This window comes from Kitasatospora cheerisanensis KCTC 2395, from assembly GCF_000696185.1.
Lineage (GTDB): Bacteria > Actinomycetota > Actinomycetes > Streptomycetales > Streptomycetaceae > Kitasatospora > Kitasatospora cheerisanensis.
The window spans coordinates 7729412-7755317 of record NZ_KK853997.1 but is presented as its reverse complement, the minus strand read 5'-3'; the positions used below and the strand labels follow the sequence as shown (position 1 = coordinate 7755317).

The following is a 25906-nucleotide window of genomic DNA, read 5'->3' as shown; positions in this document are numbered from 1 at the left end:
TCCGGCGACGGCCGGTCCTGGAGCTGGCCGCCGGTCGGGGGTGGGGGTAACCCCACCTTGAAGTCTCCGGCCCACGCCATGGTGCGTGACCTGCGGTTTTCCTAGCGTTGGCGATGCCCCGGAAACGAGGACCACCGGGGCGTCACCTCCGAGGAAGGCTTCACCATGTCGCCCCGCCTGCGCCGTTCCCAGCCCGGCCGGCCCACCCCGCCCGCCGCCGCCGACGCCGCCGCGCCCCGGTCGCCCTGGGCCGGCCCGGTCGCGCCCCCGGCCGGACTACAGGGGCCGGGCTGCCCGGGGCCGGGCTGCCCGCGATCGAACTGCGCGGGGTGCGCCGCAGCTACGGGCGGGGCGCGGGCGTGGTGCACGCCCTCGGCGGGATCGACCTGGCGCTCGCGGCGGGCAGCTTCACGGCCGTGATGGGGCCCTCCGGCTCCGGCAAGAGCACCTTCCTGCAGTGCGCCGCCGGCCTCGACCGGCCGGACGCGGGGCAGGTGCTGCTGGCCGGCCGCGAGATCGGCTCGCTCGGCGAGGAGGCGCTGACCAAGCTCCGCCGCAGCCGGATCGGCTTCGTCTTCCAGGCGTTCAACCTGCTGCCCTCGCTGACGGTCCTTCAGAACGTGCTGCTCCCCCAGCGCCTGGCCGGCGAGCGGCAGGACCGGGCGCGCGCCCGCGAGCTGCTCGCCACGGTCGGCCTGGGCGAGCACGCGAACCGCCGGCCCGGCCAGCTCTCCGGCGGCCAGCAGCAGCGCGTCGCGCTGGCCCGGGCCCTGATCACCCGACCGGACGTGATCTTCGCCGACGAGCCCACCGGCGCGCTCGACACCCGCAGCGCGCACGAGGTCCTCGCCCTGCTGCGCAGCGCGGTGGACGGCCTGGGGGCGACGGTGGTGATGGTCACGCACGACCCGGTCGCCGCCTCCTTCGCCGACCGCGCGGTGTTCCTGGCCGGCGGCGTCCTCGCGGGCGAGCTCCACCACCCGGACGCGCACACCGTCTCCGAGCGCATGCTCGCCCTCTCCACCCGCCCGGCCGGCGCCGCCGCATGAACACCCGTCACCTGCGTCCGCACCGCACAAGCCCGCACCGCACAAGCACCCATCGCACGAGCCCGCACCGCACGAACACCCGGCGCACGAGCCCGCACCGCACGAACGCCGACCCCACAAACGCCCGCCGCACGAGCACCTGCTGCTTCCGCCCCTTCCCCTTCCACCCCTCGGAGCCGACCGCATGACCACCGGACTGGCCCGCGCCGCCGTGCGCTTCCGGCCCGCGTCGTTCGCGGGCACCTTCCTGGCCCTGCTGTTCGCCTCGGCGATCGTGACGGCCTGCGGCGTGCTGCTGCAGACCGGCCTGACCGCGAGCCTCGCGCCCGCCCGGTACGCGGACGCGCCGATCCTGGTCTCCGCCGAGCAGCAGGTCGAGGTGACGGTCGTGCACGGCGAGGATCCCGACACCATCGCCCAGGCCCTCCCCGAACGGGCCCGGCTGGACGCCTCGTTGACGGCCGCAGTGGCCGCCGTCCCTGGTGTCGGGCAGGTCCGGCCCGACTCCACGTTCCCGGTGTCGGCCGCAGCCTCCGGCCTGCCCGGGCTCACCGGCCGCGGCTGGGCCGCGCTCGGCATCGCCCCGGGCGAGCGCCTCGTCGAGGGCCGCGCCCCGGCCGACGGCGAACTGGTGCTGGACGCGGCGAGCGCCCGCGCCGCCCACCTCGCCCCCGGCGCCGTGCTCGCCGTCGACACGCCCACCGGCCCCGCCTCCTACCGCGTCTCCGGTCTCGCCGACGCCCAGCCCGGCCGCGCCACGGCCTGGTTCGCCGACGGCGCCGCCGACCGGATATCCGGCCACCCCGGCCGGGTCGACGCCCTCGCGGTGCGGCCGGCGCCCGGCACCGACCCGTCCGCGCTGGCCCGCTCGCTGCGCCACGCCCTGGACGGCAAGGCGCAGGTGACGACGGGTCAGCAGCGCGGCGCCGTGGAGCAGCCGGCGCTGCTCCGGGGCAAGGAGGTGCTGGCCGGGTTCGGCGGCTCCTTCGGCGGGACGGCCACCATGACCGCCGTGTTCGTGCTGGCCGGCACCATCGCGCTGGCCACCGGTCAGCGGGCCCGCGAGTTCGCGCTGCTGCGGACGATCGGGGCGACGCCCCGTCAGGTCCGCCGGGCGATCGCCACCGAGGCGGTGCTGGTCGCGCCGGTCGCGTCGGCGATCGGGGTGCTGCCCGGGCTGGCGCTGGCCCGCTGGTGGTTCGGCGAGCTGGTCGCGCGCGGTGCGGTGCCCGCCGGGGTGTCGCTCGATGCGGGCCCGCTGCCGCTGCTGGTGTCGGTCGCCCTGTGCACGGTGACGGCGCTGGGGCCGGCTGGTTCGCGGCCCGGCGCTGTGCCCGGCTGCGGCCCACCCAGGCGCTCGGCGAGGCCGCTGCCGGTCCGGGCGCGCCGGGCGCGGTCCGGACGGTGTTCGGCGCGCTGTTCACCGCGGGCGCGGTCGCGCTGGCGGTGGTCGCCGCCCAACTGCCCGGTGCGGCGGCGGCGAACACCGCGCTGGGCGTGGTGATGTGCTTCCTGGTCGCGGTGGGGCTGCTCGGCCCGTGGCTGGTGCGCGGCGCGGTCGGCCTGCTGGGCGTGCTGCTGCGCGCCGCCGGGGCCTCGGCCTCGCTGGCGGCCGACAACGCCCGGGCCGGCTCGCGGCGGCTGGCTTCGGCGACCGTCCCGATCGTGATGGTCACCGCCTTCTGCGGGACGCTGGTGTTCCTCCAGTCCAGCCTCCAGCACTCCGCCGCCGAGCAGGTCCGTGCGGGTCTGACGGCGGACCGGGTGGTGGCCGCGGCCCCCGGCGCGCCCGGGCTGCCCTCGGACGCCGTGCGGCGGGCGGCGCAACTGCCGGGCGTGGACGCGGCGGTGGGGCTGCTGCCCACCGGCCTGGTGGTCCAGTCGTCCGGCGCGCTCAGCTCGGCCACCGCCCAGGCGGTGGACGGCGATCCGGCCGCGCTGGCGAAGGTGCTGGATCCGGGGGTGACGTCCGGTTCGCTGGCCGAGCTCGGCCGCTCCGCCGACACGGTGGCGCTGGACTCCTTCCTGGCCGAGAGCCTGCACGCGAAGGTCGGTCAGCGGGCGGCGTTCTGGCTCGGTGACGGCACCCGGGTGGAGCCGACGGTGGTGGCGGTCTACAGCCGGGGGCTGGGTCTCGGGGAGGCCCTGCTGCCGAAGGCCGCGGTCGCCGCGCACACCGATGCGCCGTACCCGGCGCGGCTGCTGGTCGCCGAGGCCCCGGGGGCGGACGGCGCGGCCACCGCCAGGGCGCTGTCCGCGCTCTCCCCGTCCGGGCTGCCGGTGACGGACCGTCAGGGCTTCGCGGCGCAGGCCGACCGCGAGCGCGAGCTGAACGGCTGGGCGAACAACGTGATGGCGGCCGTGCTGGCCGGGTTCGCGGCGCTGACGGCCGCCAACACGCTGGTGATGACGGTGCTGGACCGCCGCCGCGAGATCGCCCTGCTGCGGCTGGCGGGCGGTACCCGCCGTCAGGTCCGCTCGATGCTGCGCTGGGAGGCGCTGCTGATCGCGGCGATCGGCCTGACGGCCGGCGGTGCGATCGCCTGGGCCACGCTCAGTCCGCTCACCCGGGCGCTCACCTCGGCCGCCCCGCACGTCCCGCTCGGCATCGCCCTCTCGCTCGGTGCGGCGGCCGCGCTGCTCTGCCTGGCCGCCACCGCCGTCCCGGGCCGCGCCCTGCTCCGCGCCAGGCCCACCACCGCGATCTGACGCCCCGCACGCCGAGTGCCGCACGGCCGAGTGCTGTACGGCCGAGCGCTGAACGCCGCGATCCGACCGGCGCAGTCCGGACGGCGCGTCCGAAGCGGCGCGGTACGACCGGAGCCCCGCAGGGCCGTCCCTTCCCGGGGCGGCCCTGCGGCGTTCAGAGCGCGATCGGCCGATAGGCCGTCAGTTCCGCCGCCATCTCCTCGGGCGTCGCCCCGTCCGGGCCCCAGAACAGCACATCGGCCGCGGCGGGGTGGGTCACGGCGGCCTGCACCGCCTCCAGGTACCAGTCCGCGTCCGGCCCGGCCGCCAGCACCCGGCGGATCAGCTCCACCAGTTCGTCCCGGCCCACCTCGCCGACCCGCGGCCGGGCCGGGCGGGCGGCTTCGACCGCGAACTCGGCCAGGCTCCGGCTGCCCTCGTACGCGGTGAAGGCCAGCGGCCCGTAGTCGTGCCCCGTCGCCCGGTTGAAGGCCCGCACGGCCTCCTCGGCCCCGGGTCCCCGGCCGTCAGCAGCCCGGCGATCCGCTCGATCTCCCGCTCGATCTCCGCCCGCTGATCCGCCGTCACCACGGGCGGCCGCAACTCCGCGCGCAGTTCCACCGTCGCTCCTTCCGCACCGTCGGCCTCTCGCCGCCAGCCTGTCACGCCGCCCGGGGCCGCTGCTGCCCGGGCGGCGTCATGGTCGGCCGAGGAGTTGGGTGCCGGCCGTGCTGTTGGTGCGGGCGGTGAAGAACTCGGTGAAGCCGCGGACGAATTCCTCCTCGGTGATCCGGCCGTCCCCGTCGGTGTCCAGTTGCTGGAAGCCGTGCGTGAGTTCGGCGGGGTGGACGCGGGAGCCGCCGAACAGGGTGCGGTACTCGTCGGCGCACAGCAGGCCGCTGTGGTCGAGGTCGGCGGCGCGGAACATGGCGCGGACGGCGACGTGCAGGCCGCGGCTCAGGTAGTCGGGGTCGTGGTCGAGGCCGGCCAGCGTCGCGGAGACGAACTCCTCGGCGGAGACCTCGCCGTCGCCGTTGGCGTCCGTGCCTGCGAGCAGTTGCCGCCACCAGGTGTCGAAGGCCGCGTAGACGGCGGTCTCGGCGTCCTGGCCGAGCTCCAGGGGCCAGCAGACGTTGTGCGCCATGGCCTGGAAGTCGGCGGCGGTGAGGCGCCCGTCACCGGTCTGGTCGAGTACCTGGTGGTAGAAGGCGGTGAGCCTGGCCGGCCGGTCGTCCCGGCGTGGCGCGCGCGGCGGCCTGGGTGGCCGGGCGGTGGCGGGCCGGGCCCGTTCCCCGGTGGGCAGCGTGCGGTAGCGGAGCCGGTCGGGCAGCCGCTCGGCGGTCAGCCGGGCGGCCCGGTGGACCGTCCAGGACAGCACGGCGGCGCTGCGGCTGCGTGGCAGGCCGCACTTGGCGCGGAACTCGGCCGGCAGGTCGGCCAGGGTGAGCGCGGTGAGGAAGCGGGCGACGAGTCGGCGCAGCAGCGGCCAGCCGGGGCTGAGCCGGCCGAGGCGGCGCGGGGCGGGGGCGCGGGTGAGCACCGTGTACAGCATGTCCCGTGCGGCGTCGGTGAGTTCGAGGGTGTCGCGGATGGTGGCGCGGAGGTAGCCGGGGACGTCGGCGGCGGTGGGCGGGTACAGCTCGTCGGGGAGCCGGAAGGCCGCGCAGACCTCCCGGAACTCCCGGTAGAGCCGGTCGAGTTCGGCGGGTCTCAGCGGGCGGCCGGAGAGCGCCCGGAGGGCCGTCATGGCCTCGTAGAGGGTGACCAGCACCCACACCCGGACCGCCGGGTCGAGGGCGGTGTAGGGGCGGCCCCGGTCGTCGACCCCGGCGATCCGGCGGTGGCTCCGTTCGAGGCGCTCGATCTCCCGGTGCAGGGCCTCCTGGTCGGAGAAGAACAGGCGGCGGCCGCTGTCCATGGTGTGTTCGACCCGCCGCCAGGGGTGGCTGCGGTAGGTGGACAGTTGGCCGACTCCGGCACCGACGGCGGGGTGGGCGTTCTGCAGGACGAGCAGCCGCCAGGCGACCAGGGCGATGCGGCGTTCGCCGAGGGTGCGGCGCAGCATCGAATCCGCTTCGCTGCGTGCGGTGTCGGTCATGTGGTCCCCCCTTCCGCCCCGGCGGCCCGTCCGCCGGGCCGTCCGGCTTCGGCCGGTTCCGGATGGTCCGAAGCCTAGGGGCGGTTCGCGGGTGAACCTGCTGGTCCGGTGCCCAAACCACCCGGCGGGGTGAGTTCCCGGGCAACTCTCCGCCCGCACGGGTGATTCGGGGCCGGTCGGAACCGACGCTCCGTCAGATCACGTTCCGGAGCAGCCGGTCGTTGGGCGGCCCGGTCAGTCCCACCAGAAGGTCCACTGGTCGGCGTCGACCAGGCCGGGGGCGTATTCGGTGAGGGAGCCGGCGCCTTGGAAGATGTTGTCGGGGCAGAAGGCGAGGTGTTCGGCGGCGATCCGGAGGGCGGTGTCCTCGTCCTCGGGCGGGGCGGAGACGCTCAACTCGAGGTCGGCGAAGCCGACCTGGACCAGCCGGGTGCCGTAGCGGCGCTCCCAGTCGAGCAGCACGGCGGAGACCTTGGCGACGTCGTCCTCGTGGTTGACCGGCCCGGTCCAGCCGCAGGCGGTGAGCGCTTCGGCGCCGGTGGCGGCGGGGACCAGGCCGATCCGCAGGTGCGCGTTGTTGGCGAGCAGGTTGCGGGCCAGCGAGCGGGCCGCCGCGTCGGGGTCGCCGAGTTGTACGGCGGCGGGTGCCGAGCCGGGCCAGCCCTCGGTGAACGGGGCGATGCTGCCGGCGAGTTCCGCCGCCTCCTCGGGGTCGAGGGGTTCGCCGTCCTCGTCGGCGTCGACGAGCGTGGTGGAGTACTCCCAGCCGGTGCGCAGCAGCGCGGCGGGGTCGTACAGGTCGGGTGCGGAGCCGGCCCGGGGCGAGAGTTCGCCGGTGCCCCAGGGCCGGAAGTCGGCGTCGGTGGTGGAGAGCGGGGCGAGCAGCAGGGGCCACAGGCCGCTGGCGGGGTGTTCGCGGTGGAGTTTCTCCCAGAGTCCGAGGGGTGCGGGTCCGTCGCTCATCCAGAGCACGGGCGGGGCATCGGGGTCGTTGTCGTCGGGGGTGACCAGCCGTCCGGCGGGGAGCAGGGCTGCCAGCGCGGCCAGGTCTGCGTCGGGCCGCAGGCGGCGCAGATCGTGGTGGGCGTCGTTCATGCGAACACGCTAGCGATGTCCTCCGACAGGCCCGTCACTACTGATTGGTAGTCAGTGGGGTTGGCGGGCGGGCCGGTTCGCGGACCTGCGGAAGTGGACGTGGAGGCCCGTGGCTGATTACGGTCTGGCATCGAACTCATTGTCGGATGATCACCTGAACAGCCACGATCCGACCGGAGCAGAAAGAAGGAGCCCCGCATGGCTTCCCATCGCCGTCCGAAACAACCGAGTCGCACCCGGACCTATGTCCTGACCGGTGCCGCCGCCACCACGCTCGCGCTCTCCGCGCAGGTCGCCGCGCACGCCGCGCCCGCGCAGCCGAACAAGAACGAGGTGAAGGCGCAGGTCGACAAGCTCGCCGAGGAGCAGGAGCAGGCGGCCGAGAAGTACAACGGCGCCAAGGAGCGGGCGGACCAGCTGCGCAAGCAGGCCGACCAGTTGCAGGACCAGTTGGCGCGCAGCCAGGAGCAGCTGACCGAGCTCTCCTCCGGTCTGGCGGCGGTGGCCGGCGACCAGTACCGGCAGGGCGGGATGGACCCGTCGGTGCGGCTGATGCTCTCCTCCGACCCGGACAAGTACCTGGACCAGGCGTCCTCGTTCGACCAGGCCGCCAGCACCCAGACCGCCACGCTGAAGGCGTTGCAGGACCAGCAGCGGCGGCTGAACCAGCAGAAGCAGGAGGCGGCGGCCGTCCTCGCCGAGCTGGACGGCCAGACCCAGGCCCTCAACGAGGCCAAGGCGACCGTGCAGTCCAAGCTGCAGGAGGCGCAGAAGCTGCTCTCCACGCTGTCCGCCGCCGACCGGGCCGCGATCCTGCGCGGCACCGACGGGTCCGCCTCGCGCAGCTCGTCCCGGGTCGACCCGGCCACCCTGCCGCAGGCCAGCGGCGCGGCCAAGGTCGCGGTGGACGCCGCGATGAGCAAGCAGGGCGCGGACTACATCTGGGGCGCGACCGGTCCGAACACCTTCGACTGCTCGGGCCTGATGGTGTGGGCGTACGCGAAGGCCGGCATCTCGCTGCCGCGCACCTCGCAGGGGCAGGCCTCGGTGGGCACCAGCGTCGGCACGGACTGGCACAACGCGCAGCCCGGCGACCTGGTGATCTACAAGTCCGACCGGAGCCACGTCGCCATGTACATCGGCAACGGCATGGTGGTGCACGCCCCGAAGGCCAACGACGTGGTGAAGGTCATGAAGGTCGACGCCATCTCGATCAACACCATCCGCCGGGTCTGACGGTTCCGGACGGGCGGCGCGGCATCTGATCGCCGATCAGCTCCGGGCGGGGGCGGGGCGGCGGTCGGGGAGCTGTCCGGCGACGATCGAGGCGAGCGCGAGGGCGAAGCCCACCAGCTGGACCGGGCCGAGCGTCTGGTCGAGCAGCACCGCGCCGAGCACGGCGGCCACCAGCGGGGAGAGCAGCGCGAGCACCGCGACGTTGGTGACCGGGAGCGTGGCTATGCCCTGGAACCACAGCGCGTAGGTGAGCAGTCCGCCGACCAGGCCGAGCCAGAGGTAGCCGAGCGCGGCCCGTCCGTCGACGGCCGGCGGGGCGCCCTCGAACAGGAAGGTGAGCGGGAGCAGGAACAGGCCGCCGGCGGTGAGTTGCCAGCCGGTGAGGGCGAGCGGCGAGGCGCCCTCGGGGCGGCCCCAGCGCTTGGTGAGGGTGACGCCGAGCGCCATGGTGGCCGCGCTGCCGATTCCGGCCGCGACGCCGACGGCGTCCAGCGCCGCGCTCGGGCCGATCACCACCAGTCCGACGCCGAGCACGCCGGCCAGGCCCCACAGCAGCCGCCGCCCGGACAGGCGTTGGCGCAGCACGAGGACGGCCAGCACGGCGACGACCATCGGCTGGGCGGCCGCGAGCGTTCCGGCGACCCCGCCGGGCAGGCGTTCGGCGGCGGTGAACAGCAGCGGCAGGAACAGTCCGATGTTCAGCACGCCGAGGACGGCCGCCTTCCCCCACCAACTGCCGCGCGGCAGCGTCCGGGTGGCGGCGAGCGCGATCAGGCCGGCGGGCAGCGCGCGCAGCAGGCCGGCGAACATCGGGTGGCCGGGCGGCAGCAGTTCGGTGGTGACCACGTAGGTGGTGCCCCAGACGGCGGGGGCGAGCGCGGTGAGCGCGGTGCGCGGCAGTGTGCCGAGGCCCGAACTGCCCGGCGCGGCAAGGGTGGTGCGGTCGGTGGCTGGCATGCCGACGAGTCTGGCGGTCCGCCGATCGATGAGTCCAACACATGTCTGTCAGCGCATTGATCTCGTTCCGCGATGGATGCAGGATGGCCCGCATGGAGCTCCAGCAGGTGCGGTACGTCCTCGCGGTCGCCGAGACCCTCAACTTCACCCGTGCCGCGGAGCGCTGCCTGGTGGTGCAGTCCGCGCTGAGCCATCAGATCTCGCGGCTGGAGCAGGAGTTGGGCGCCCGGCTGTTCGAGCGGACCAGCCGCCGGGTGCGGCTGACCGCCGCCGGCGAGGCCTTCCTGCCGGCCGCCCGGCAGTGCCTGGAGGCGGCGGAGCGGGCGGCGGCCGAGGTCGCGGCGGCGGTCGGCGAGGTGCGCGGGCGGCTGGCGGTCGGCCTGATCCCCACCGTCACCGCCGTGGACATCCCGGCCGGCCTGCACGCCTTCCGCGAGCGCCATCCGCAGGTGCGGGTCTCGCTGCGGGTCGGCGCCAGCGACGACCTGGCCGAGCAGGTCCGCCAGGGCGCTCTGGACGTGGCGTTCCTCGGGCTGCCGCCGGCGCTGCGCCTGCCGGGGGTGACGGCCCGTGAGCTGGCCCGCGGCCGGCTGGTGGCGGTGGTCGCGCCGGACCATCCGCTGGCCGCCCGGGCCCGGGTGGGACTGCGGGAGCTGGCCGCCGAGCAGTTCGTCGACCTGCCGGCCGGCACCGCCGGGCGGGCCCAGACCGATCTGGCGTTCAGCGCGGCCGGTCTGGTCCGCGACGTGGCGTTCGAGGTCACCGACGCCGCCTACATCCCCCGCCTGGTCGGCCCGGGCCTAGCGGTGGCGATGCTCCCGGCCGCGTACGTGCCGCAGTTGACGGGGGTGGCCGCGGTGGAGGTCGCGGACGCGCCGACCCGGGTCGAGACGGTGGTGTGGAGCCGCGCGGGGCACACGCCGGCCACCGCCGCGTTCCTCGGACTGCTGGGCGTTCCGGCCGAGCCGACCTCATGAACTCCTCACGTACGACAATCAGCTGATGTCCCGTCAGGTCTCGGCAGTGTGTCGCCGCGTGTCGTCCCGTGTCCGCTCCGGCGATCCGCTGGCGGGCCGCTCCAGCGCTGTGCTTACCTGACGCCACGGCCGTCCCGGTGGCCCTCCGTCCACCGTCCGTCCAGCTCCGACGGCCGTCGACCCTCGCCCCGTGACGGCCCCGTGCGGCCGTCCGTCCCCGCACGCGTACAGGAGCAGCATGTCCGAGCAGAGCACCCCCGGCTGGTCGTTCGAGACCCGGCAGATCCACGCGGGCGCGCAGCCCGATCCGGCGACCGGGGCCCGGGCGGTGCCGATCTACCAGACCACCTCCTTCGCGTTCCGGGACACCGCGCACGCCGCCGACCTGTTCGCGCTCGCCGAGCCGGGCAACATCTACACCCGGATCCACAACCCGACCACCGACGTGCTGGAGCAGCGCCTGGCCTCCCTGGAGGGCGGCGTGGCGGCGGTCGCGCTGGCCTCCGGGCAGGCCGCCGAGACGCTGGCGCTGCTCACCGTCGCCGCCGCCGGCGACCACCTGGTCTCCTCGTCCTCGCTGTACGGCGGCACCTACAACCTGCTGCGGCACACCCTGCCCCGGTTCGGCATCGAGGTGAGCTTCGTCGACGACCCGGACGACCTGGAGGCCTGGCGGGCGGCGATCCGTCCGAACACCAAGGCGCTGTTCGCGGAGTCGCTCGGCAACCCGCGCGGCAACGTGCTGGACGTGCGCGCCGTCGCCGACGTCGCGCACGAGGCCGGGGTGCCGCTGATCGTCGACAACACGGTGCCGACGCCGTTCCTGCTGCGGCCGATCGAGCACGGCGCGGACGTGGTGGTGCACTCGGCGACCAAGTTCCTCGGCGGGCACGGCACCACCATCGGCGGCGTGGTCGTGGACGGCGGCACCTTCGACTTCGGCGCCCACCCCGCGCGCTTCCCCGGCTTCACCGAGCCCGACCCGAGCTACCACGGCCTGCGGTTCTGGGAGGCCCTCGGCCCGGGCGCGTTCGCCGCCAAGCTCCGCGTCCAGTTGCTGCGCGACCTCGGCCCGGCACTGTCCCCGCACTCGGCGTTCCTGCTGCTGCAGGGCATCGAGACGCTGTCGCTGCGGCTGGAGCGGCACACCGCCAACGCCCTGGAGCTGGCCCGCTGGCTGGCCGCCCGCGACGAGGTCGCGGCCGTCCACTACCCGGGCCTGCCGTCCAGCCGCTGGCACGAGGCGGCGCAGCACTACCTGCCGCGCGGCGCGGGCGCGGTGCTTTCCTTCGAGCTGCGCGACGGCGTCGAGGCCGGCCGGCGGTTCGTCGACGGGCTGGAGCTGTTCAGCCACCTCGCCAACATCGGCGACGTGCGCAGCCTGGTGATCCACCCGGCGTCCACCACGCACAGCCAGCTGGACGCCGAGCAGTTGGCGGCCACCGGCACCGCGCCGGGCTTGGTGCGCCTGTCGGTCGGGCTGGAGAGCGTCACCGACCTGAAGGCGGACCTGGAGGCGGGCTTCCGTTCGGCGAAGGGCGCGTCCTGAACGGCACGGTGGGCCTCGCCGTCCCGCCCGCCACCGGGGCGTGGCGGGACGGCGACCCGGCCGGCGGGCGGCGCTGGTTCGCGCTGCCCGGGCCGCTCGCCCTGGAGGCGGGCGGCGCCCTCCCGGGCGGGCGGCTCGCCTACGAGACCTGGGGGACGCTCGCCGCGGACCGCTCCAACGCGGTGCTGGTGCTGCACGCGCTGACCGGCGACAGCCACCTCGCCGGGCCCGCCGGGGCCGGCCACCCCACGGCCGGCTGGTGGGACGAACTGGTTGGCCCGGGGCGGGCGTTGGACACCGACCGGTGGTTCGTGGTGGCGCCCAACGTGCTCGGCGGCTGCCAGGGCTCGACCGGTCCGTCCGCGCCCGCGCCGGACGGCCGGCCCTGGGGCGGGCGCTTCCCGTTCCTCACCCAGCGCGACCAGGTCGCCGCCGAGGCGCGGCTCGCGGACGCGCTCGGCGTGCAGCGGTGGGCGCTGGTGGTCGGCGGGTCGATGGGCGGAATGCGGGCCCTGGAATGGGCGGTGACGCACCCTCACCGGGTCGGCGCGCTGCTGGTGCTGGCCACCGCGGCCGCGGCCTCGGCCGAGCAGATCGCGCACGCCTCCGCGCAGTTGCAGGCGATCCGCACCGACCCGGGCTGGCACGGCGGCGACTACCACCACCTGCCGCCCGGCGCCGGGCCGCACCACGGCCTCGGCCTGGCCCGCCGCCTGGCCCAGATCACCTACCGCAGCGAGCCCGAACTCGCCGGCCGCTTCGGCCGCGCGCCCCAACCGGGCGAACACCCGTGGCACGGCGGCCGGTTCGCCGTCGAGTCGTACCTCGACCACCATGCCGCGAAGCTCGCGCACCGCTTCGACGCGGGCAGCTACGTCGTCCTCAACGAGGCGATGAACGCCCACGACCTCGGCCGCGGCCGGGGCGGCACCGCCGCCGCGCTGCGCCGCGTCACCGCCCCGGCGCTGGTCGCCGCCGTGGACTCCGACCGCCTCTACCCGCCCGCCCAGCAGGCCGAACTCGCCGCCCACCTCCCGCACGCCGACGCCCTGCGCACCATCGCCTCCCCGCACGGCCACGACGGCTTCCTGCTGGAGACCGCCCAGGTCGCCGCGCTGATCGCCGAACTCCTGCCGCCGCGCGAGTGACCGCGCCCGACGTGGCGTCAGACCATCTGGACCGGGGCGCCCATCCGGTAGTCGTGCGCGGAGAACGCGGCCGAGACGGCGAACCGGTCCGCCCGGACCAGGGTCTGGCGCCACTCGATCAGCCGGCCGTCGTCGTCGCGGCCGAGCCGGTCGATCGCGAGCAGCGCGGTGGTCTCCGGGCAGTCGAGCAGGATCCGCTCCCCCCGCCCGGGGACGACGGCGCGGATCCGCTCCCAGCCGCCGCGGATCCGGCTGCCGCAGTGACGTTCGAGCTCGTCGTACAGCGAGGTGTGGGTGAAGTCGACGTCCAGCAGCGGCGCGGCCACGTCCGCCGGGAGCCAGATCCGGTCCACCGCGAGCGGTTCTTCGTCGGCCAGCCGGACGCGTTCCAGGTAGACCAGCGGCGTCGACTCCTCCAGGCCCAGCCGGGCGGCGATGACGCCGTCGGCCCGCCGGTCGAGCGCCCGCACCACGCTGCGCTGGACGGCGCCGACCTCCTCGACCGAGCGGAACAGGCTGTACGCCTCGCCGACGTCCTGCTCCAGCGGGCGGCTCGCGGTGAACCGGGAGGCCCGGCCGCGCCGGGCGGTGACCAGGCCCTCCTCGCGCAGCCCGCGCAGCGCCTCGCGGACGGTGTGCCGGCTGACCCCGTACTCGGCGACCAGGTCGTGCTCGCCGGGGAACACGTCGCGGAACTCGCCCTCGTCGAGCCGGCGCAGCAGGTCGGCGCGCAGCTGCGCCCAGAGCGGACTGCCCGCGGACCGGGTGAGGGGCCTGGGCCCGGGGTCGGAGGTCACGGCGCCGTCCTGGGGTCGATCGGATGGGTGGTGCGCAGCACGCTGCCCATGTTCGTGCTTCCGGGGGACAGCACAAAATCGGACGACCGCCGCCCGGGGGTGGCCCCCGGGCGGCGGTCGTGGGAGCCGTCAGGCGCCAGCGCCGATCAGCATGAAGGCGGCCACGGCGAGCAGGACGGCGGCGAAGGCCCGCTGGAGGGCGGCGCCGGAGAGCCGGCCCGCCAGCCGCTTGCCGTCCCAGGCGCCGAGGATCGCGGCGCCCACGAACGGCCCGAAGACCGCCAGGTCGAGGGTGATGCCGGAGACCGCGAGGCGGGTGGTGAGCGAGACCACCGAGTTGATCAGGATGACCACCAGGCTGGTGCCGACGGCCCGCCGCATCGGCAGCCGGAGCACCGACACCAGCGCGGGCACGGCGAGGAAGCCGCCGCCGACGCCCAGCAGTCCGGTCACCGCGCCGAGTCCCGCTCCGGCCGCGACCGTCCGCAGCCGCCCGCCCCGCCCGGCCGGGGCCCCGGCCGTCCCGTCGCCGTCGCCGTCCGCCGCGGGCGCCCGCCGCGCCGCCCGGGTGCCGCGCAGCATCACCGCGGCGGCCACGGCGGCCAGCACGGCGAACGCGGCGGTCAGCGCCGACTGCGGGATGCGGTGGGCGAGCACGGACGTCCCGATCGCCGGGAGCACGCCGGCCGCGGCGAACAGCGTGCCGGTGCGCCAGCGGACGTTCCCGGTGCCGGCGTGGCGCAACAGCGCGGTGACGGTGGTGGCGGTGACGATGACCAGGCTGGTCGTCCCGGCCTCGGCGGGCGGGACGCCCAGCAGGTACACCAGGGCCGGGACGGCGAGCACTCCCCCGCCGCCGCCGAGCGCGCCGAGGGCCACGCCGACCACGGCTCCGCAGAGCAGAGCGGTGATCAGCACGCTCACGCCGGGACGCCGTCCGGGGCGCTGCCGGCGGGCCGGGCGACCTCGCCGCGCCAGGCGCCGAAGCCGCCGCGCAGGTCGGTGGCCTCGAAGCCGCGGGCGCGCAGCACGGACGCCGCCACCGAGGAGCGGTTGCCGCTCGCGCAGATCACCGTCAGCGGCCGTTCGGTCGGCAGTTCGCCCAGCCGGGCGAGCAGTTCCGGCAGCGGCAGCAGCCGGGCGCCGGGGATGGTGCCGTTGTCCCGCACCTCGCCCGGGCCGCGCACGTCCAGCAGCTCGAACTCGCTTCCGGCGCCTGCCAGTTCGGCGGCGAGCGGGCCGGCGTCCACGCGTATCGCGGCGGTCAGGCAGGCGGGGTCGACCGCGTCCACGGGGGTGCTCAGGGCGCCGAGCACGCGGTCGAAGCCGATCCGGGCCAGTCGGTTGCGGGCCTCGACGGCGGTGTCCGGGTCGCCGCACAGAATGACGGCGTCCTGGGCGTCGAGGACCTGGCCGGCGAGTTCGGCGAACCGGCCGCCGAGCGGGATGTTGACCGCGCCGTGCAGGTGGGCGGCGGCGAACGCCTCGGGGTCGCGGGTGTCCAGCACGGTGGCGCCGCCGGCCCGGGCCGCCAGGAACTCCGCCGGGGCGAGCGCGGGGACGGCGGTGTCCTCGTCCAGCACCGGGCGGGCCTGCCGGTTGCGCACCGAGGTGAACGCGAAGTAGGCGGGCACTGCGGGCTGGCCGGAGGCGACCACGGCGACGAACTCGTCCTCGGTCATGTCGGCCAGCGCGTAGTTGGCGCGGCGCTGGTTGCCGATGGTGCAGCTCAGTTCGGTGGACAGGTTCTTGCCACAGGCCGAGCCGGCGCCGTGCGCCGGGTAGACCCGGGTGTCGTCGGGGAGGGTGAGCAGCGCGCGGGTGGAGTGGTAGAGCAGCCGGCCCATCTCCTCGGCGGAGCGGCCGCGGGAGCTGAGCAGGTCGGGTCGGCCAACGTCGCCGATGAACAGCGTGTCGCCGGTGAGCACGCCGAACGGGACGGCGTCGTCGGCCTGTTCGCGCACCACGACGCAGATCGACTCCGGGGTGTGGCCCGGGGTGTGCAGGATCTCCAGGTCGACCTGGCCGAGGCGGATCCGTTCGCCGTCGCCGAGCGGCTCGGTGTCGAAGTCGAGCACGGCGACGGAGCCGTAGGAGATCCGCGCGCCGGTGCGCTCGGCCAGCTCCAGGTGGCCGGAGAGGAAGTCGGCGTGGATGTGGGTCTCGATCACCCGCTCGATGGTCAGCCCGTGCTGCTCGGCGGTCTCCAGGTACTCGTGGACGTCGCGCTGCGGGTCGACCACGACGGCCCGGCCGGTGGTGCGGTCACCGACCAGGTACGAGGCGTGGGAGAGGCAGTCGAGGTAGAACTGCACGAAGACCAGCGGCCCGGAGGCGGGCGTCGTCATATCGAACTCCTGAGGAGGGTGGGTGGTGGTGCCCCGCGCGGCCGGCGGCCGGCGGGACGGGGGTGTGCACGGGGTCGGGCGGCGGGGGTCAGGCCAGCCCGCGGAGCATCAGGTTCCAGTAGAGGAACGGCAGGCCGCGCCGCTTGAGGTGCCACATGTCGGTGCGCTCGCGGACGGTGTCGATCACCGGGATGGACGGGGCGGGCCGCCCGCTGTAGTCGAACTCGGCGAGCAGCATCTTGTTGCGGGCCGTGGTCAGCGGGCAGGAGGCGTAGCCGTCGTAGGAGGCCGTCGGCTCCCGGCCGTTCATCGCGGCGAGCAGGTTCTCGACCAGCACCGGCGCCTGCTTGCGCACCGCCGCCCCGGTCTTGGAGTTCGGGGACGAGCCGGCGTCGCCCAGCGCCCACACCTCGGGGTACCGGACGTGCCGCATGGTGTGCTTGTCGATCTCGACGTAGCCGGCCGGGTCGTCGGCGCCGGCCAGCGGGCTGCGCTTGAGCCAGTCCGGGGCGCTCTGCGGCGGCACCAGGTGGGCGACGTCGTACGGCAGCGTCGTGGTGCCGCCCGTGGCCAGTTCGGTGACGACCACCTCGCGGGCGCCGGGGCGCACCTCGGTGACCTCGCTGCCATAGTGGACCTTGATGCCGTAGCGGCGCACCACGCCCTCCAGCACCCGGGCGAACTCCGGGACGCCGAAGATGGCCGCGCCGGGGATCACCAGGTGGACGTCGATGTTCCCGAGCACGCCTTCCTTGCGCCAGAAGTCGGCGGCCAGGTACGCGATCTTCTGCGGGGCGCCGCCGCACTTGATGGCGCCGCTCGGCATGCTGAACACCGCGGTGCCGGAGCGGGTCTGCCGGATGAAGCGCCAGGTCGCCGGGGCGTGCTGCGGCAGGTAGTTGCTGGACAGGCCGTCCTTGCCGAGTCCCGCCTCCAGGCCCGGCACCCGGTCCCAGTCCAGCTGGATGCCGGGGCAGACCACGAGCTGCTGGTAGGAGACCGTGCCGCCGTCGTCCAGCGTCACTTCCCGGGCCTCCGGGTCGACGGCGACGGCGGCCCGGCGTATCCACGCCACGCCCTTGGGCATCACGGACGCCTGCGGCCGGATGCTCTCCGCCAGCGGTGCCCGCCCGCCGCCGACCAGGGTCCACAGCGGCTGGTAGTAGTGCCGCTCGCTCGGGTCGAGCACCGCGACGTCCCGCTCCCCGGCCCGCCTGAGCCGGGCGGCGACCGAGATCCCCGCGGTCCCGCCGCCGATGATCACGATCCGGTGCTGCTTGCTGGTCAAAGGGGCCTCCCCGGCCTGGCCAAATGTACGGACATTAAGCTAGGCCCGCCCGGCGGCCCACCGCAAGACGGCCTCTTCATTTGTCCGTACATTTGCCTCTGAGGCACACCCGGGCCGCACCGGGCCCGTGCGCGGGCGGCGTCCCGCCGCTACCGGACGAGCACCGCGACGCCGGTCACCCGGTCGGCGGCGAGGTCCGCGAGCGCCGCGTCCGCGCGCCCCATCGGGTAGCGGTCGACCCGGACCGACGGCCGCACCCGGGCGGCCTCCGCCAGGAACTCCCGGCCGCCGGCCCGGGTGTTGGCGGTGACGCTGCGCAGCGTCCGCTCCTGGAACAGGTGCTGACGGTAGTTCAGCACCGGGATGTCGGTGAGGTGGATCCCGGCGACCGCCAGGGTGCCGCCGCGGTCCAGCGCGGCCAGGGCGACCGGCACGAGCTCCCCGACGGGCGCGAACAGGATCGCCGCGGCCAGCGGTTCGGGCGGCGGGTCGTACGAGTCCCCGGCGAAGCCCGCACCCAGCTCCCGCGCCAGACCCCGGGCCGCCTCGCCGCGGGTGAACACCGCCAGCCGCGCACCCCGGGCGAGCGCGATCTGCGCGGTCAGGTGCGCGGACGCCCCGAACCCGTAGATGCCGAGCAGGCCGCCCGCGGGCAACTCGGCCCGCTCCAGCGCCCGGTGGCCGATGATCCCGGCGCACAGCAGCGGCGCCAGCTCCTCGGCCGGCGGCCCCGCGGGCAGCCGGTACGCGAACCGGGCGTCGGCGGTGACGGCGTCGGCGTAGCCGCCGTGCCGGTCCCAGCCGGTGTACGTCGACCCCGGGCACAGGTTCTCCCGCCCGCTGCGGCAGTACCGGCACCGCCCGCACACCCCGGCCAGCCAGGCCACCCCGGCCCGGTCGCCGACCGCGAACTCCGTCACCCCCGGCCCGGTCGACACCACCTGCCCGACCACCTCGTGGCCCGGCGTGCACCTCGGCAGGTGCGGCGGCAGATCGCCCTCGGCGAGGTGCAGGTCGGTGCGGCACACCCCGCACGCCTCCACCTCGACCAGGATCTCCCCCGCACCGGGCACGGGCGCCGGCCGCCGCTCCCGCACCAGCGGCCCGCCCCGCCCACCGCCCCACCGGACCTGGCCGGTCCACCACCCAGGCCGCCACCTCCCCGCCGGACGACTCCGTGCCGCGCATCGCTGCCTCCCACCGCTCGACGCCCACCCGACGCCCGCCCGGCGACGAACGACGCCCCGCGACGACGGACGGACCCGACTCCTCCCACCAGCCTGCTCCCCCGCCCGCCCCGTGCCGCCCCGGACGGCGAACGACGCCGGGGGTGCAAACCGCGCGCCCCGAACACCCGTGCCAGGACGCCGGACCGGCCAGCAACCGGGCCGCCGGCTCGCGCAGTTCGGCCACCTGCTCCACCGTCGGCCCGCTGCCGTGCTCCTGCTGGTCCTCCGCACGGTGCGGCCGGCCGCGGACCGGCCACAGCGGCGAGCCGGGGTCGTCGGCGGGGCACAGCCCGGAGCCGATCCGCCCCGCCGCCGCCACCGGGTCGAGCCGGCCGTCCAGCAGCTCCCGCAGGCAGTACCGGGCCGGCGCCCGGTCGCGGCCCTCGGCGGTGGCGGGCAGCCGCGGCACCGGCCGGAGTTCCCGCTCCAGCTCGAACAGCAGCCGGCCCGCCTCCACGACGTCCGTCTCGGCCAGCACGCCGAGCTCCCACAGGTTCGGGCCGCCCGCGCCGCCGACCCGTGCCGCCCGGACGGCCGCCACCGCCGCGGCGACCGTCTCCGGGCGCCCGCGCTCCGGCAGCACCCGGCGCAGCGGTTCCAGTGCCGCGTCCGGTTCCGTCGCGCGGGCGCAGCCCCGGGCACCGGGTTGCGCTCCGGGCCCCTTGCCCCTGGAATAGGGCCTTTCGGACCCATGTGGCGCCGGTCTCGGCCGGGAAGGCTGGTGTCAGGGACGGCCACGGTGGACCGATGAGGAGGCGGACGTCATGCGCGGGCGTTTGCGGCAACGGAAGAACCCGCTCCGGCGGGGCAGTGACCGGATTCAGTGGTGGCTGTCGGCGCTCGCGCTGCTGCTGGCGGTGGCCGGCCTCCCGGCGGCTCTCGCGGTGGGTCTGGCGGTGGACCACGACCAGGCCCGGGCCGCCCGGGCGGAGGCCGCGTCCCGGCACCCGGTGACGGCGCGGGTCGCCGAGAACGTCCCGGTCGGGGCCGGCACCGCCACGGTTCCGGCCACCGTGACCTGGACCTCCGCCGACGGCACCGCCCACCGGGGCATCGCCCGGGTCGTCCCCGGGGAGCGCGCCGGCGCCGAGGTGCGGATCTGGCTGGACGCCGCCGGGACGGTCGTCCGCCCGCCGGCCACCACCGGGCAGGCCGCCGTGACGGGCTGGATCGCCGGGCTGCTCACGGCCACCGCGCTGCCGCTGGTCGGCGTCCTGGTGCGGGACGGCGGGCGGGTCGTCCTCGACCGCCGCCGCTACGCCCGCTGGGACGCGGAGTGGCTGCTGGTCGAGCCGCACTGGACCCGCCGCCAGCCGAGCTGACGGCCCGTCAGGGCGGCCGTCCGCTGCGCCGCGGCAAGCTCGGGCGGATGCTGGGTCGGAGGAGAACCTGGAGGTCCCGATGGAGAACCAGTGGGAGAACCGGCCCGCCCCGTCGCCCCGGCCGGGACTGCTCACCTTCCTGGGCGGCGTCGGCACCGTCACCGGCAGCAAGTTCCTCGTCGAGACCGACCACGCCCGGGTGATGATCGACTGCGGGCTGTTCCAGGGCCCGGCCGAACTGCGCCGCCGAAACCGCCGTCCGCTGCCGCTGGACCCGGCCGACGTGCACTGCGTCGTGCTCACCCACGCCCATCTCGACCACTGCGGCCACCTGCCGAAGCTGGTCGCCGACGGGTTCCGCGGCCCGGTGTTCAGCACGCCGTACACGGCCCGGATCGCCGAGCTGATCCTCCGCGACAGCGCCCGCCTGCTGCGCGAGGAGGCCGACCACGCCAACCGGCACGGCTGGTCGAAGCACCGCCCGGCGCTGCCGCTCTACACCGAGGACGACGTCGAACGCACCCTCGCCCGCTTCGACCCGGTGCGGCACGGCAGCGAGGTCGAGATCGCCGACCGCACCGTGCTGCGCCTGCACCGGGCCGGGCACATCCTCGGCTCCTCCTGGGTGCACCTGACCCTGGAGGACGGCGGAACCCTCGCCGTCAGCGGCGACCTCGGCCGCCCCGTCCACCCGCTGCTGAACCCGCCCGAGCCGTTCACGGGCGCGGACGCGCTGCTGGTGGAGTCGACCTACGGCGGCCGGCGGCACGAGGAGGGCGCCGCCCGCGAACGGTTCGCCGGGGCGATCGAACGCACCCTGGCGCGCGGCGGGACCGTCCTGGTGCCGTCCTTCGCCGTCGACCGCACCGAGGTGGTCCTGCACGAGCTCACCGAACTGCGCCGCGCCGGACGGCTGCCGGCCGGCGTCCCGGTCCACGTGGACAGCCCGATGGCGCTCGCCACCCTGCGCATCTACCGGGACGCCTTCGCCGAGCGGGCCCCGGAGCTGCGCCCGGAGGTCCTCGCCCGGGGCGAGGCGGCGATCAGCCCGGAGCCGTTCCGGCCGGTGCACTCCCTCCAGGAGTCGCTGGAGCTGGAGAGCTCGCCGCTGCCCGCCGTCCTGGTGTCGGCGTCCGGCATGGCCACCGGCGGCCGCGTCGTCCGCCACCTGCGCCGGCTGCTGCCCGACCCCCGCAACACCGTGATCGTCGTCGGCTACGCCGCCGCCGGCACCCGCGCCCGGGACCTGGTCGACGGCGCCCGGGTCCTGAAGATGTACGGCGGCTACGTGCCGGTCCGGGCGGAGGTCGTCGACGTCCCGGCGTTCTCGGCGCACGCCGACGCCGCCGAGGTCCTCGACTGGCTGCGCCCGGCCCCGGCGCCGTCCGCGACCTACCTGGTGCACGGCGAGCCGGACGGCTCGCAGGCCCTGCGCGACCGGATCGACCGCGAACTCGGCTGGACCGCTGTCGTGCCGCGCTCCGGCGAACGCGTGCTGGTCCGCTGACACGGGGCCGCGCCCGCCGTCCGCGGCACGCCCCGGCGGGCACACTGGAGCGGGGGCCGCACGAACGGAGGTGGCCGGTGGAGTCCGAGGCCAGGTCCTCGCGGGCGAACGCCCGCCCGCCGATGCCGGATCCCTGGACGCTGCGCTGGACCGGTGCGGGGCCGGCGGAGGTCGGGCTGCGGGAGGCGCTGTGCGCCGTCGGCAACGGCTACCTGGTCACCCGGGGCGCCGCGCCCGAGGCGGTGGCCGACGGCGTGCACTACCCGGGCACCTACCTGGCGGGCTGCTACGACCGGGCCGACTCGGTCGTCGGCGGGCGGACCTTCACCCACGAGGACCTGGTGAACTGCCCGAACTGGCTGCCCGTCACCTTCCGCCCCGCCGGCGGCGCCTGGTTCACCGGCCCGCCCGCCGAGCAGGAACTCGAACTCGACCTGCGGCGCGGCGTGCTGACCCGCCGGGCGCTGTGTGTGGACGCCGCGGGCCGGCGCACCCGGCTGGTCCAGCGCCGCCTGGCCAGCCTGGCCCTGCCGCACCTGGCCGCCCTGGAGACCGTGCTCACGCCGGAGAACTGGTCCGGCCGCCTGGAGGTCCGCTCCGCCCTCGACGGCACCGTCACCAACACGGGCGTGCCCCGCTACACCGGACTGACGGCCCGTCACCTCCGCCCGCGCGGCCAGGGCGCGGAGCAGGACGGCACGCTGTGGCTGGAGGTCTCCACCGGCGCGGGCCGCCGCATCGCGCTCGCCGCCCGCCACCGGCTGCGGGGCGCGGACGGGCCCGCCGGGGTCGGCCGCACCGGCGCGACCCGGGCCGGGTGGACGGCGCAGACCTTCGCTCTGGACGCCGCCGCCGGCCTGCCCGTCACCCTCGACAAGGCCGTCGCCGTGCACACCTCGCACGACCCCGCCACCGGCGACCCGCTCGACGCCGCCCGCCGACTCGCCGCCGACGCCGGGGACTTCGACGAACTGCTGGCCGGCCACGCGCTGCGCTGGGCGCAGCTGTGGCAGCGCTTCGGCACCGACGCGGACTTCCCCGGCCTGGGCCCGCTGCACCTCGACCTGTTCCACCTGCTGCAGACCTTCTCCGAGCACTCGGCGGACCTGGACGTGGGCGTTCCGGCCCGCGGCCTGCACGGCGAGGCGTACCGGGGCCACGTCTTCTGGGACGAGCTGTTCGTGCTGCGGGTACTCGACCTGCGGTTCCCCGAGCTCTCCCGCGCGGTGCTCCGTTACCGCCACCGCCGCCTGGACGCCGCCCGGCAGGCCGCCCGCGCCGAGGGCCGCCGCGGCGCGAGCTATCCGTGGCAGAGCGGCAGCGACGGCCGGGAGGAGTCCCCGCTGGTGCACCTCAACCCGCTCTCCGGCCGATGGGTGCCCGACCACAGCCACCTGCAGCGGCACGTCGGGCTGGCCGTCGCCTACAACGTCTGGCAGTACTACCGGGCCACCGGCGACCGGGACTTCCTGGCGCAGGCCGGCGCCGAGACCCTGCTGGAGATCGCCCGGTACTGGGCGTCGGCGGCCGAGTACGTCCCCGCCCGGGGGCACTGGTCGATCCGCGGGGTCCTCGGGCCGGACGAGTACCACGACGCCTACCCGTGGGCCGACGGCCCCGGGCTCGACGACAACGCCTACACCAACGTCCTCGCCTCCTGGGTGCTCGCCCGGGCCGCCGACGCCCTCGCCGCCCTCCCCGCCCACCGGCGCGGCGAGTTGACGGAGCGACTGGCCCTGGACGCCGCCGAACTCGACCGCTGGCAGCAGCTCGGCCGGCACCTGCACGTCCCGTTCCACGACGGCGTGATCAGCCAGTTCGACGGCTACCAGCGGCTCGCCGAACTCGACTGGGACGGCTACCGCCGCCGCTACCCGGACCTGCGGCGGCTGGACCGGATCCTGGAGGCGGAGGGCGACACCGCCAACCGCTACCGGGTCTCCAAGCAGGCCGACACGCTGATGCTCTGGTACCTGTTCCCGGCCGGCGAGGTCCGCGACCTGCTGCGCCGCCTCGGCCACCGCGCCGACCACGAGCTGATGCGCCGCACCACCTCCTACTACCTGCGCCGGACCGTCCACGGCTCCACCCTCAGCTCCGTGGTGCACGCCTGGGTGCTGACCCGCTGCGACCGCCGCGCCTCCTGGCGGCACTTCCGCGACGCGCTCACCGCCGACCTGTGCGACGCGCAGGGCGGCACCACCCGCGAGGGCGTCCACCTCGGGGCGATGGCCGGCGCCGTCGACCTGCTCCAGCGCTGCTACACCGGCCTCGATCTGCGCGAGGACGCCCTCGGCCTCGACCCGCACCTGCCGTCCGCACTCCCCGGCCTGGCCATGGACCTGTGCTACCGCGGCGAGCGCGGCCTGCGGCTCTCCGTCGACCGGCGCACCGCCACGATCACCCTCGCCCCGGACCGCCGCGAGCCCGTCCGGGTCCGCCTGCACGGCGTGCTCTCCACCGTCCGCCCCGGCGAGAGCCGCACCTTCACCCTCTGACCCTCGCCCGCGCCGACCGGCGCGCCTAGCGTGGAAGGTGAGCCGGCCGTCACCGGACAACGGCCGCCGTTGCGGTGGAGGAGTCATGTCGTCTCGCACCGAAACCCGCCCGATCGTGCTGGGCGTCGACGCCCGGCAGGTCAGCCCCGTGGTTGTCGGCTGGGCCGCCGACGAGGCCGAGCGGCGCGGGCTCCCGCTCCGGCTGGTGCACGTGGTGCCGGACGAGCCGCGCGACCGGCGCGGCGACGGCGGCAGCTACCTGCAGTCGCTGCGCGAGGCGGGGGGCGTCGCTCTGGAGAAGGCCGAGGGCATCGCGCTCGAACGCCACCCCGGGCTGGCCGTGAGCGCCGCGCTGCGCGAGGGCGGCCCGGCGCCGCTGCTGTGCGCGGAGTCGGCACGGGCCGCGCTGGTGGTGCTGGGTTCGCGCCGGCTCAACCGGCTGGAGGAGGCGCTGAGCCGCTACTCCGTCGCCGTCCCGGTCGGCGCGCAGGCGCACTGCCCGGTCGCGGTGGTGCGGGAGCCCGAGCACACCAGCCTCCGGCCGCCGTACGTCGTGCTCGGCGTCGACGGCTCGCCGGCCTGCGGGGCGGCGGTGCGCTTCGCCGCGGACCTGGCCGGCCGCCGCGGCGCGGCCCTGCGCGCGGTGTGGGTGCGCCGGACGCCGGTGCGCCCGTTCGAGCCGCTGGAGAGCGAGCCGGAGATCCGGCGGCGGCTGTTCGAGTCGACGGCGGGCTGCCGTGCGGACGAGCCGGACCTCGACCTCACCCACGAGGTGATCGCCGGCGATCCGGTGGACGAGCTGGTCCGGGTGTCCGCGCACGCCCTGGCGGTCGTGGTCGGCCGCCACGGCCGGGGCGGTCTCACCGGGCTGCGGCTGGGCTCCGTCCCGCACGGCCTGGTCCGCCGGGCGCCCTGCCCGGTGGTCATCGTCCCGGCCGCGCCCGGCGCCGCCGACCCGCTCGCGCGGGAGCGCTGAACGGCCCCCGGCTCACCCTGCGGCGGCGCGCCGGCCGGCCGCGCTCCGGGCAGGGGTTCAGCGGTCCAGGTCGAGCCGGGTCATGAGCTCGCGCAGGGCCGGGGCGCAGCGCTCGGTGTCGGTGGCGGTGAGCCAGGCGAGTTCGGCGATCTCGGCGGCGGGGGTGGGGGTGCCGTCGGCGGGGCCGGTGTAGCAGTGCATGCGCAGCCGGGTGCCGGGGCGGCCGTGGGCGGGGGCCTCGACGGTGTGGGCGTGGGTGAGGCGGTCGGGTGCGCAGCCGAGTCCGAGTTCTTCGCGCAGTTCCCGGGCGAGGGCGTCGGTCGGGGTCTCGCCGGGTTCGAGCTTGCCGCCGGGGAGGTAGAAGGCGTCCTTGCCGCGGGTGCGGACGGCCAGCAGGCGCCCGTCGCGGACGCAGATCCAGCCGACCGAGTCCAGGTGCTGCTGGTCCGCCCGGGTCTTCCACTTGGGGGTGGGCGGTCGCCAGCGGTCGAGGGCGTCGAGCAGGGCGTCGGGGTCGGTCTCGGCTATCAGCTCGCGGTGGGCGGGGCGGACGAAGCCGGTGGCGACGAGGTGGTCGGCGAGTTCGGTCAGGGGCTGCCAGAAGCCGGGCGGGCCGAGCAGGGCGACGGGCTTGGTGTGGAGTCCGAGCTGCTGCCAGGTCCAGGCCTCGAAGAGCTCCTCCAGGGTGCCGGCACCGCCGGGGAGGGCGATGAACGCGTCGGCGGCCTCGGCCATGGCGGCCTTGCGGCGGTGCATGTCCTCGACGACCTGAAGGCGGGTCAGGCCGCGGTGGGCGATCTCCTTGTCGACCAGGGCTTTCGGCATGACGCCGAGCACCTCGCCGCCGGCGTCGAGTGCGGCGTCGGCGAGCGCGCCCATCAGGCCGACCCGGCCGCCTCCGTAGACGATGCCGATGCCTCTGCGGGCCAGCGTGGTGCCCAGCGCGGTGGCGAGGGCGGTGTACTCGGGGCGGTGGCCGGTGGCGGATCCGGCGAAGACTGCGAAGCGCATCAAATCCTCCATATGCGACGCGACGTCGCGTCGCATTATGGCAGAGTGGCCGTCATGACCTCACCCCGTCACGACGCCGAGCCCCCGCCCACCGCCTCCTCCGCCCGCCCCAAGGGCCCCGCGGCCGGGACCG

Annotated in this window: 21 protein-coding genes; 11 read left to right on the top strand and 10 right to left on the bottom strand. The window is 75.9% G+C overall.

Annotated features, from left to right (window positions below; translation table 11 throughout):
- Positions 1-113: 113 nt before the first annotated feature.
- From KCH_RS34850 to KCH_RS46900, 3 genes are all read left to right on the top strand, one after another.
- A complete protein-coding gene (locus KCH_RS34850; RefSeq protein WP_084224101.1) occupies positions 114-1049 on the top strand; it encodes an ABC transporter ATP-binding protein in 936 nt (311 codons plus the stop codon).
- A 184-nt stretch (positions 1050-1233) separates the two neighbouring features.
- Positions 1234-2553 (top strand): ABC transporter permease, encoded by a 1320-nt coding sequence (locus KCH_RS46905; protein ID WP_341865459.1) that lies wholly within the window; start codon positions 1234-1236, stop codon positions 2551-2553.
- A complete protein-coding gene (locus KCH_RS46900) occupies positions 2454-3758 on the top strand; it encodes an ABC transporter permease (protein ID WP_341865458.1) in 1305 nt (434 codons plus the stop codon). The genes KCH_RS46905 and KCH_RS46900 overlap by 100 nt, the downstream gene beginning before the upstream one ends.
- A 154-nt stretch (positions 3759-3912) precedes the next feature.
- Here the strand turns inward: KCH_RS46900 and KCH_RS34840 are convergent, their stop codons facing one another.
- The 3 genes from KCH_RS34840 to KCH_RS34830 all read right to left on the bottom strand — a co-directional run bounded on the left by KCH_RS34840 (position 3913) and on the right by KCH_RS34830 (position 6930).
- Positions 3913-4236, bottom strand: a complete 324-nt coding sequence (locus KCH_RS34840) for a hypothetical protein (RefSeq protein ID WP_035869976.1) — start codon at positions 4234-4236, stop codon at positions 3913-3915.
- A gap of 198 nt (positions 4237-4434) precedes the next feature.
- On the bottom strand, positions 4435-5835 hold the full coding sequence (locus tag KCH_RS34835) for an oxygenase MpaB family protein (protein ID WP_035869973.1): 1401 nt from the start codon (positions 5833-5835) through the stop codon (positions 4435-4437).
- Positions 5836-6069: 234 nt separating this feature from the next.
- On the bottom strand, positions 6070-6930 hold the full coding sequence (locus KCH_RS34830) for a DUF4253 domain-containing protein (protein ID WP_063750236.1): 861 nt from the start codon (positions 6928-6930) through the stop codon (positions 6070-6072).
- 198 nt (positions 6931-7128) lie between these two features.
- Here KCH_RS34830 and KCH_RS34825 point away from each other — a divergent pair, with 198 nt between their 5' ends.
- Positions 7129-8166, top strand: a complete 1038-nt coding sequence (locus tag KCH_RS34825; protein WP_035869969.1) for a C40 family peptidase — start codon at positions 7129-7131, stop codon at positions 8164-8166.
- 36 nt (positions 8167-8202) lie between these two features.
- Here KCH_RS34825 and KCH_RS34820 read toward each other — a convergent pair whose 3' ends face one another.
- Entirely contained in the window at positions 8203-9123 is a 921-nt protein-coding gene (locus KCH_RS34820) for an EamA family transporter (protein ID WP_051653779.1), read from the bottom strand.
- A 92-nt stretch (positions 9124-9215) separates the two neighbouring features.
- Between KCH_RS34820 and KCH_RS34815 the strand changes: the two genes are divergently transcribed.
- From KCH_RS34815 to metX, 3 genes are all read left to right on the top strand, one after another.
- A complete protein-coding gene (locus KCH_RS34815; protein ID WP_035875197.1) occupies positions 9216-10100 on the top strand; it encodes a LysR substrate-binding domain-containing protein in 885 nt (294 codons plus the stop codon).
- 238 nt (positions 10101-10338) lie between these two features.
- On the top strand, positions 10339-11649 hold the full coding sequence (locus KCH_RS34810) for a bifunctional o-acetylhomoserine/o-acetylserine sulfhydrylase (RefSeq protein WP_035869965.1): 1311 nt from the start codon (positions 10339-10341) through the stop codon (positions 11647-11649).
- A gap of 8 nt (positions 11650-11657) precedes the next feature.
- A complete protein-coding gene (gene metX / locus KCH_RS34805; RefSeq protein WP_084224100.1) occupies positions 11658-12797 on the top strand; it encodes a homoserine O-acetyltransferase MetX in 1140 nt (379 codons plus the stop codon).
- 17 nt (positions 12798-12814) lie between these two features.
- Here the strand turns inward: metX and KCH_RS34800 are convergent, their stop codons facing one another.
- The 5 genes from KCH_RS34800 to KCH_RS34780 all read right to left on the bottom strand — a co-directional run bounded on the left by KCH_RS34800 (position 12815) and on the right by KCH_RS34780 (position 18303).
- Positions 12815-13594: a GntR family transcriptional regulator gene (locus tag KCH_RS34800; RefSeq protein WP_035869961.1), complete on the bottom strand. Its 780-nt coding sequence runs from the start codon at positions 13592-13594 to the stop codon at positions 12815-12817.
- 129 nt (positions 13595-13723) lie between these two features.
- A complete protein-coding gene (locus KCH_RS34795) occupies positions 13724-14518 on the bottom strand; it encodes a sulfite exporter TauE/SafE family protein (protein ID WP_035869957.1) in 795 nt (264 codons plus the stop codon).
- On the bottom strand, positions 14515-15942 hold the full coding sequence (locus tag KCH_RS34790) for an MBL fold metallo-hydrolase (protein WP_244305572.1): 1428 nt from the start codon (positions 15940-15942) through the stop codon (positions 14515-14517). Before KCH_RS34790 ends, KCH_RS34795 begins: the two co-directional genes overlap by 4 nt.
- Positions 15943-16030: 88 nt before the next feature.
- Entirely contained in the window at positions 16031-17230 is a 1200-nt protein-coding gene (locus tag KCH_RS34785; protein ID WP_035869954.1) for an NAD(P)/FAD-dependent oxidoreductase, read from the bottom strand.
- Positions 17231-17379: 149 nt separating this feature from the next.
- Entirely contained in the window at positions 17380-18303 is a 924-nt protein-coding gene (locus KCH_RS34780) for a zinc-binding alcohol dehydrogenase family protein (protein ID WP_341865457.1), read from the bottom strand.
- 920 nt (positions 18304-19223) lie between these two features.
- Between KCH_RS34780 and KCH_RS34775 the strand changes: the two genes are divergently transcribed.
- The 4 genes from KCH_RS34775 to KCH_RS34760 all read left to right on the top strand — a co-directional run bounded on the left by KCH_RS34775 (position 19224) and on the right by KCH_RS34760 (position 24762).
- A complete protein-coding gene (locus KCH_RS34775; RefSeq protein ID WP_035869949.1) occupies positions 19224-19781 on the top strand; it encodes an Rv1733c family protein in 558 nt (185 codons plus the stop codon).
- Between the two features lie 79 nt (positions 19782-19860).
- A complete protein-coding gene (locus KCH_RS34770) occupies positions 19861-21288 on the top strand; it encodes an MBL fold metallo-hydrolase RNA specificity domain-containing protein (protein WP_051653777.1) in 1428 nt (475 codons plus the stop codon).
- A gap of 77 nt (positions 21289-21365) precedes the next feature.
- Positions 21366-23786, top strand: coding sequence for a glycoside hydrolase family 65 protein (locus tag KCH_RS34765; protein ID WP_244305571.1), 2421 nt, complete (start codon positions 21366-21368; stop codon positions 23784-23786).
- Between the two features lie 85 nt (positions 23787-23871).
- Positions 23872-24762 (top strand): universal stress protein, encoded by an 891-nt coding sequence (locus tag KCH_RS34760; protein WP_051653776.1) that lies wholly within the window; start codon positions 23872-23874, stop codon positions 24760-24762.
- 57 nt (positions 24763-24819) lie between these two features.
- Here the strand turns inward: KCH_RS34760 and KCH_RS45545 are convergent, their stop codons facing one another.
- Positions 24820-25773, bottom strand: a complete 954-nt coding sequence (locus KCH_RS45545; protein ID WP_063750235.1) for a TIGR00730 family Rossman fold protein — start codon at positions 25771-25773, stop codon at positions 24820-24822.
- Between the last annotated feature and the right edge of the window lie 133 nt (positions 25774-25906).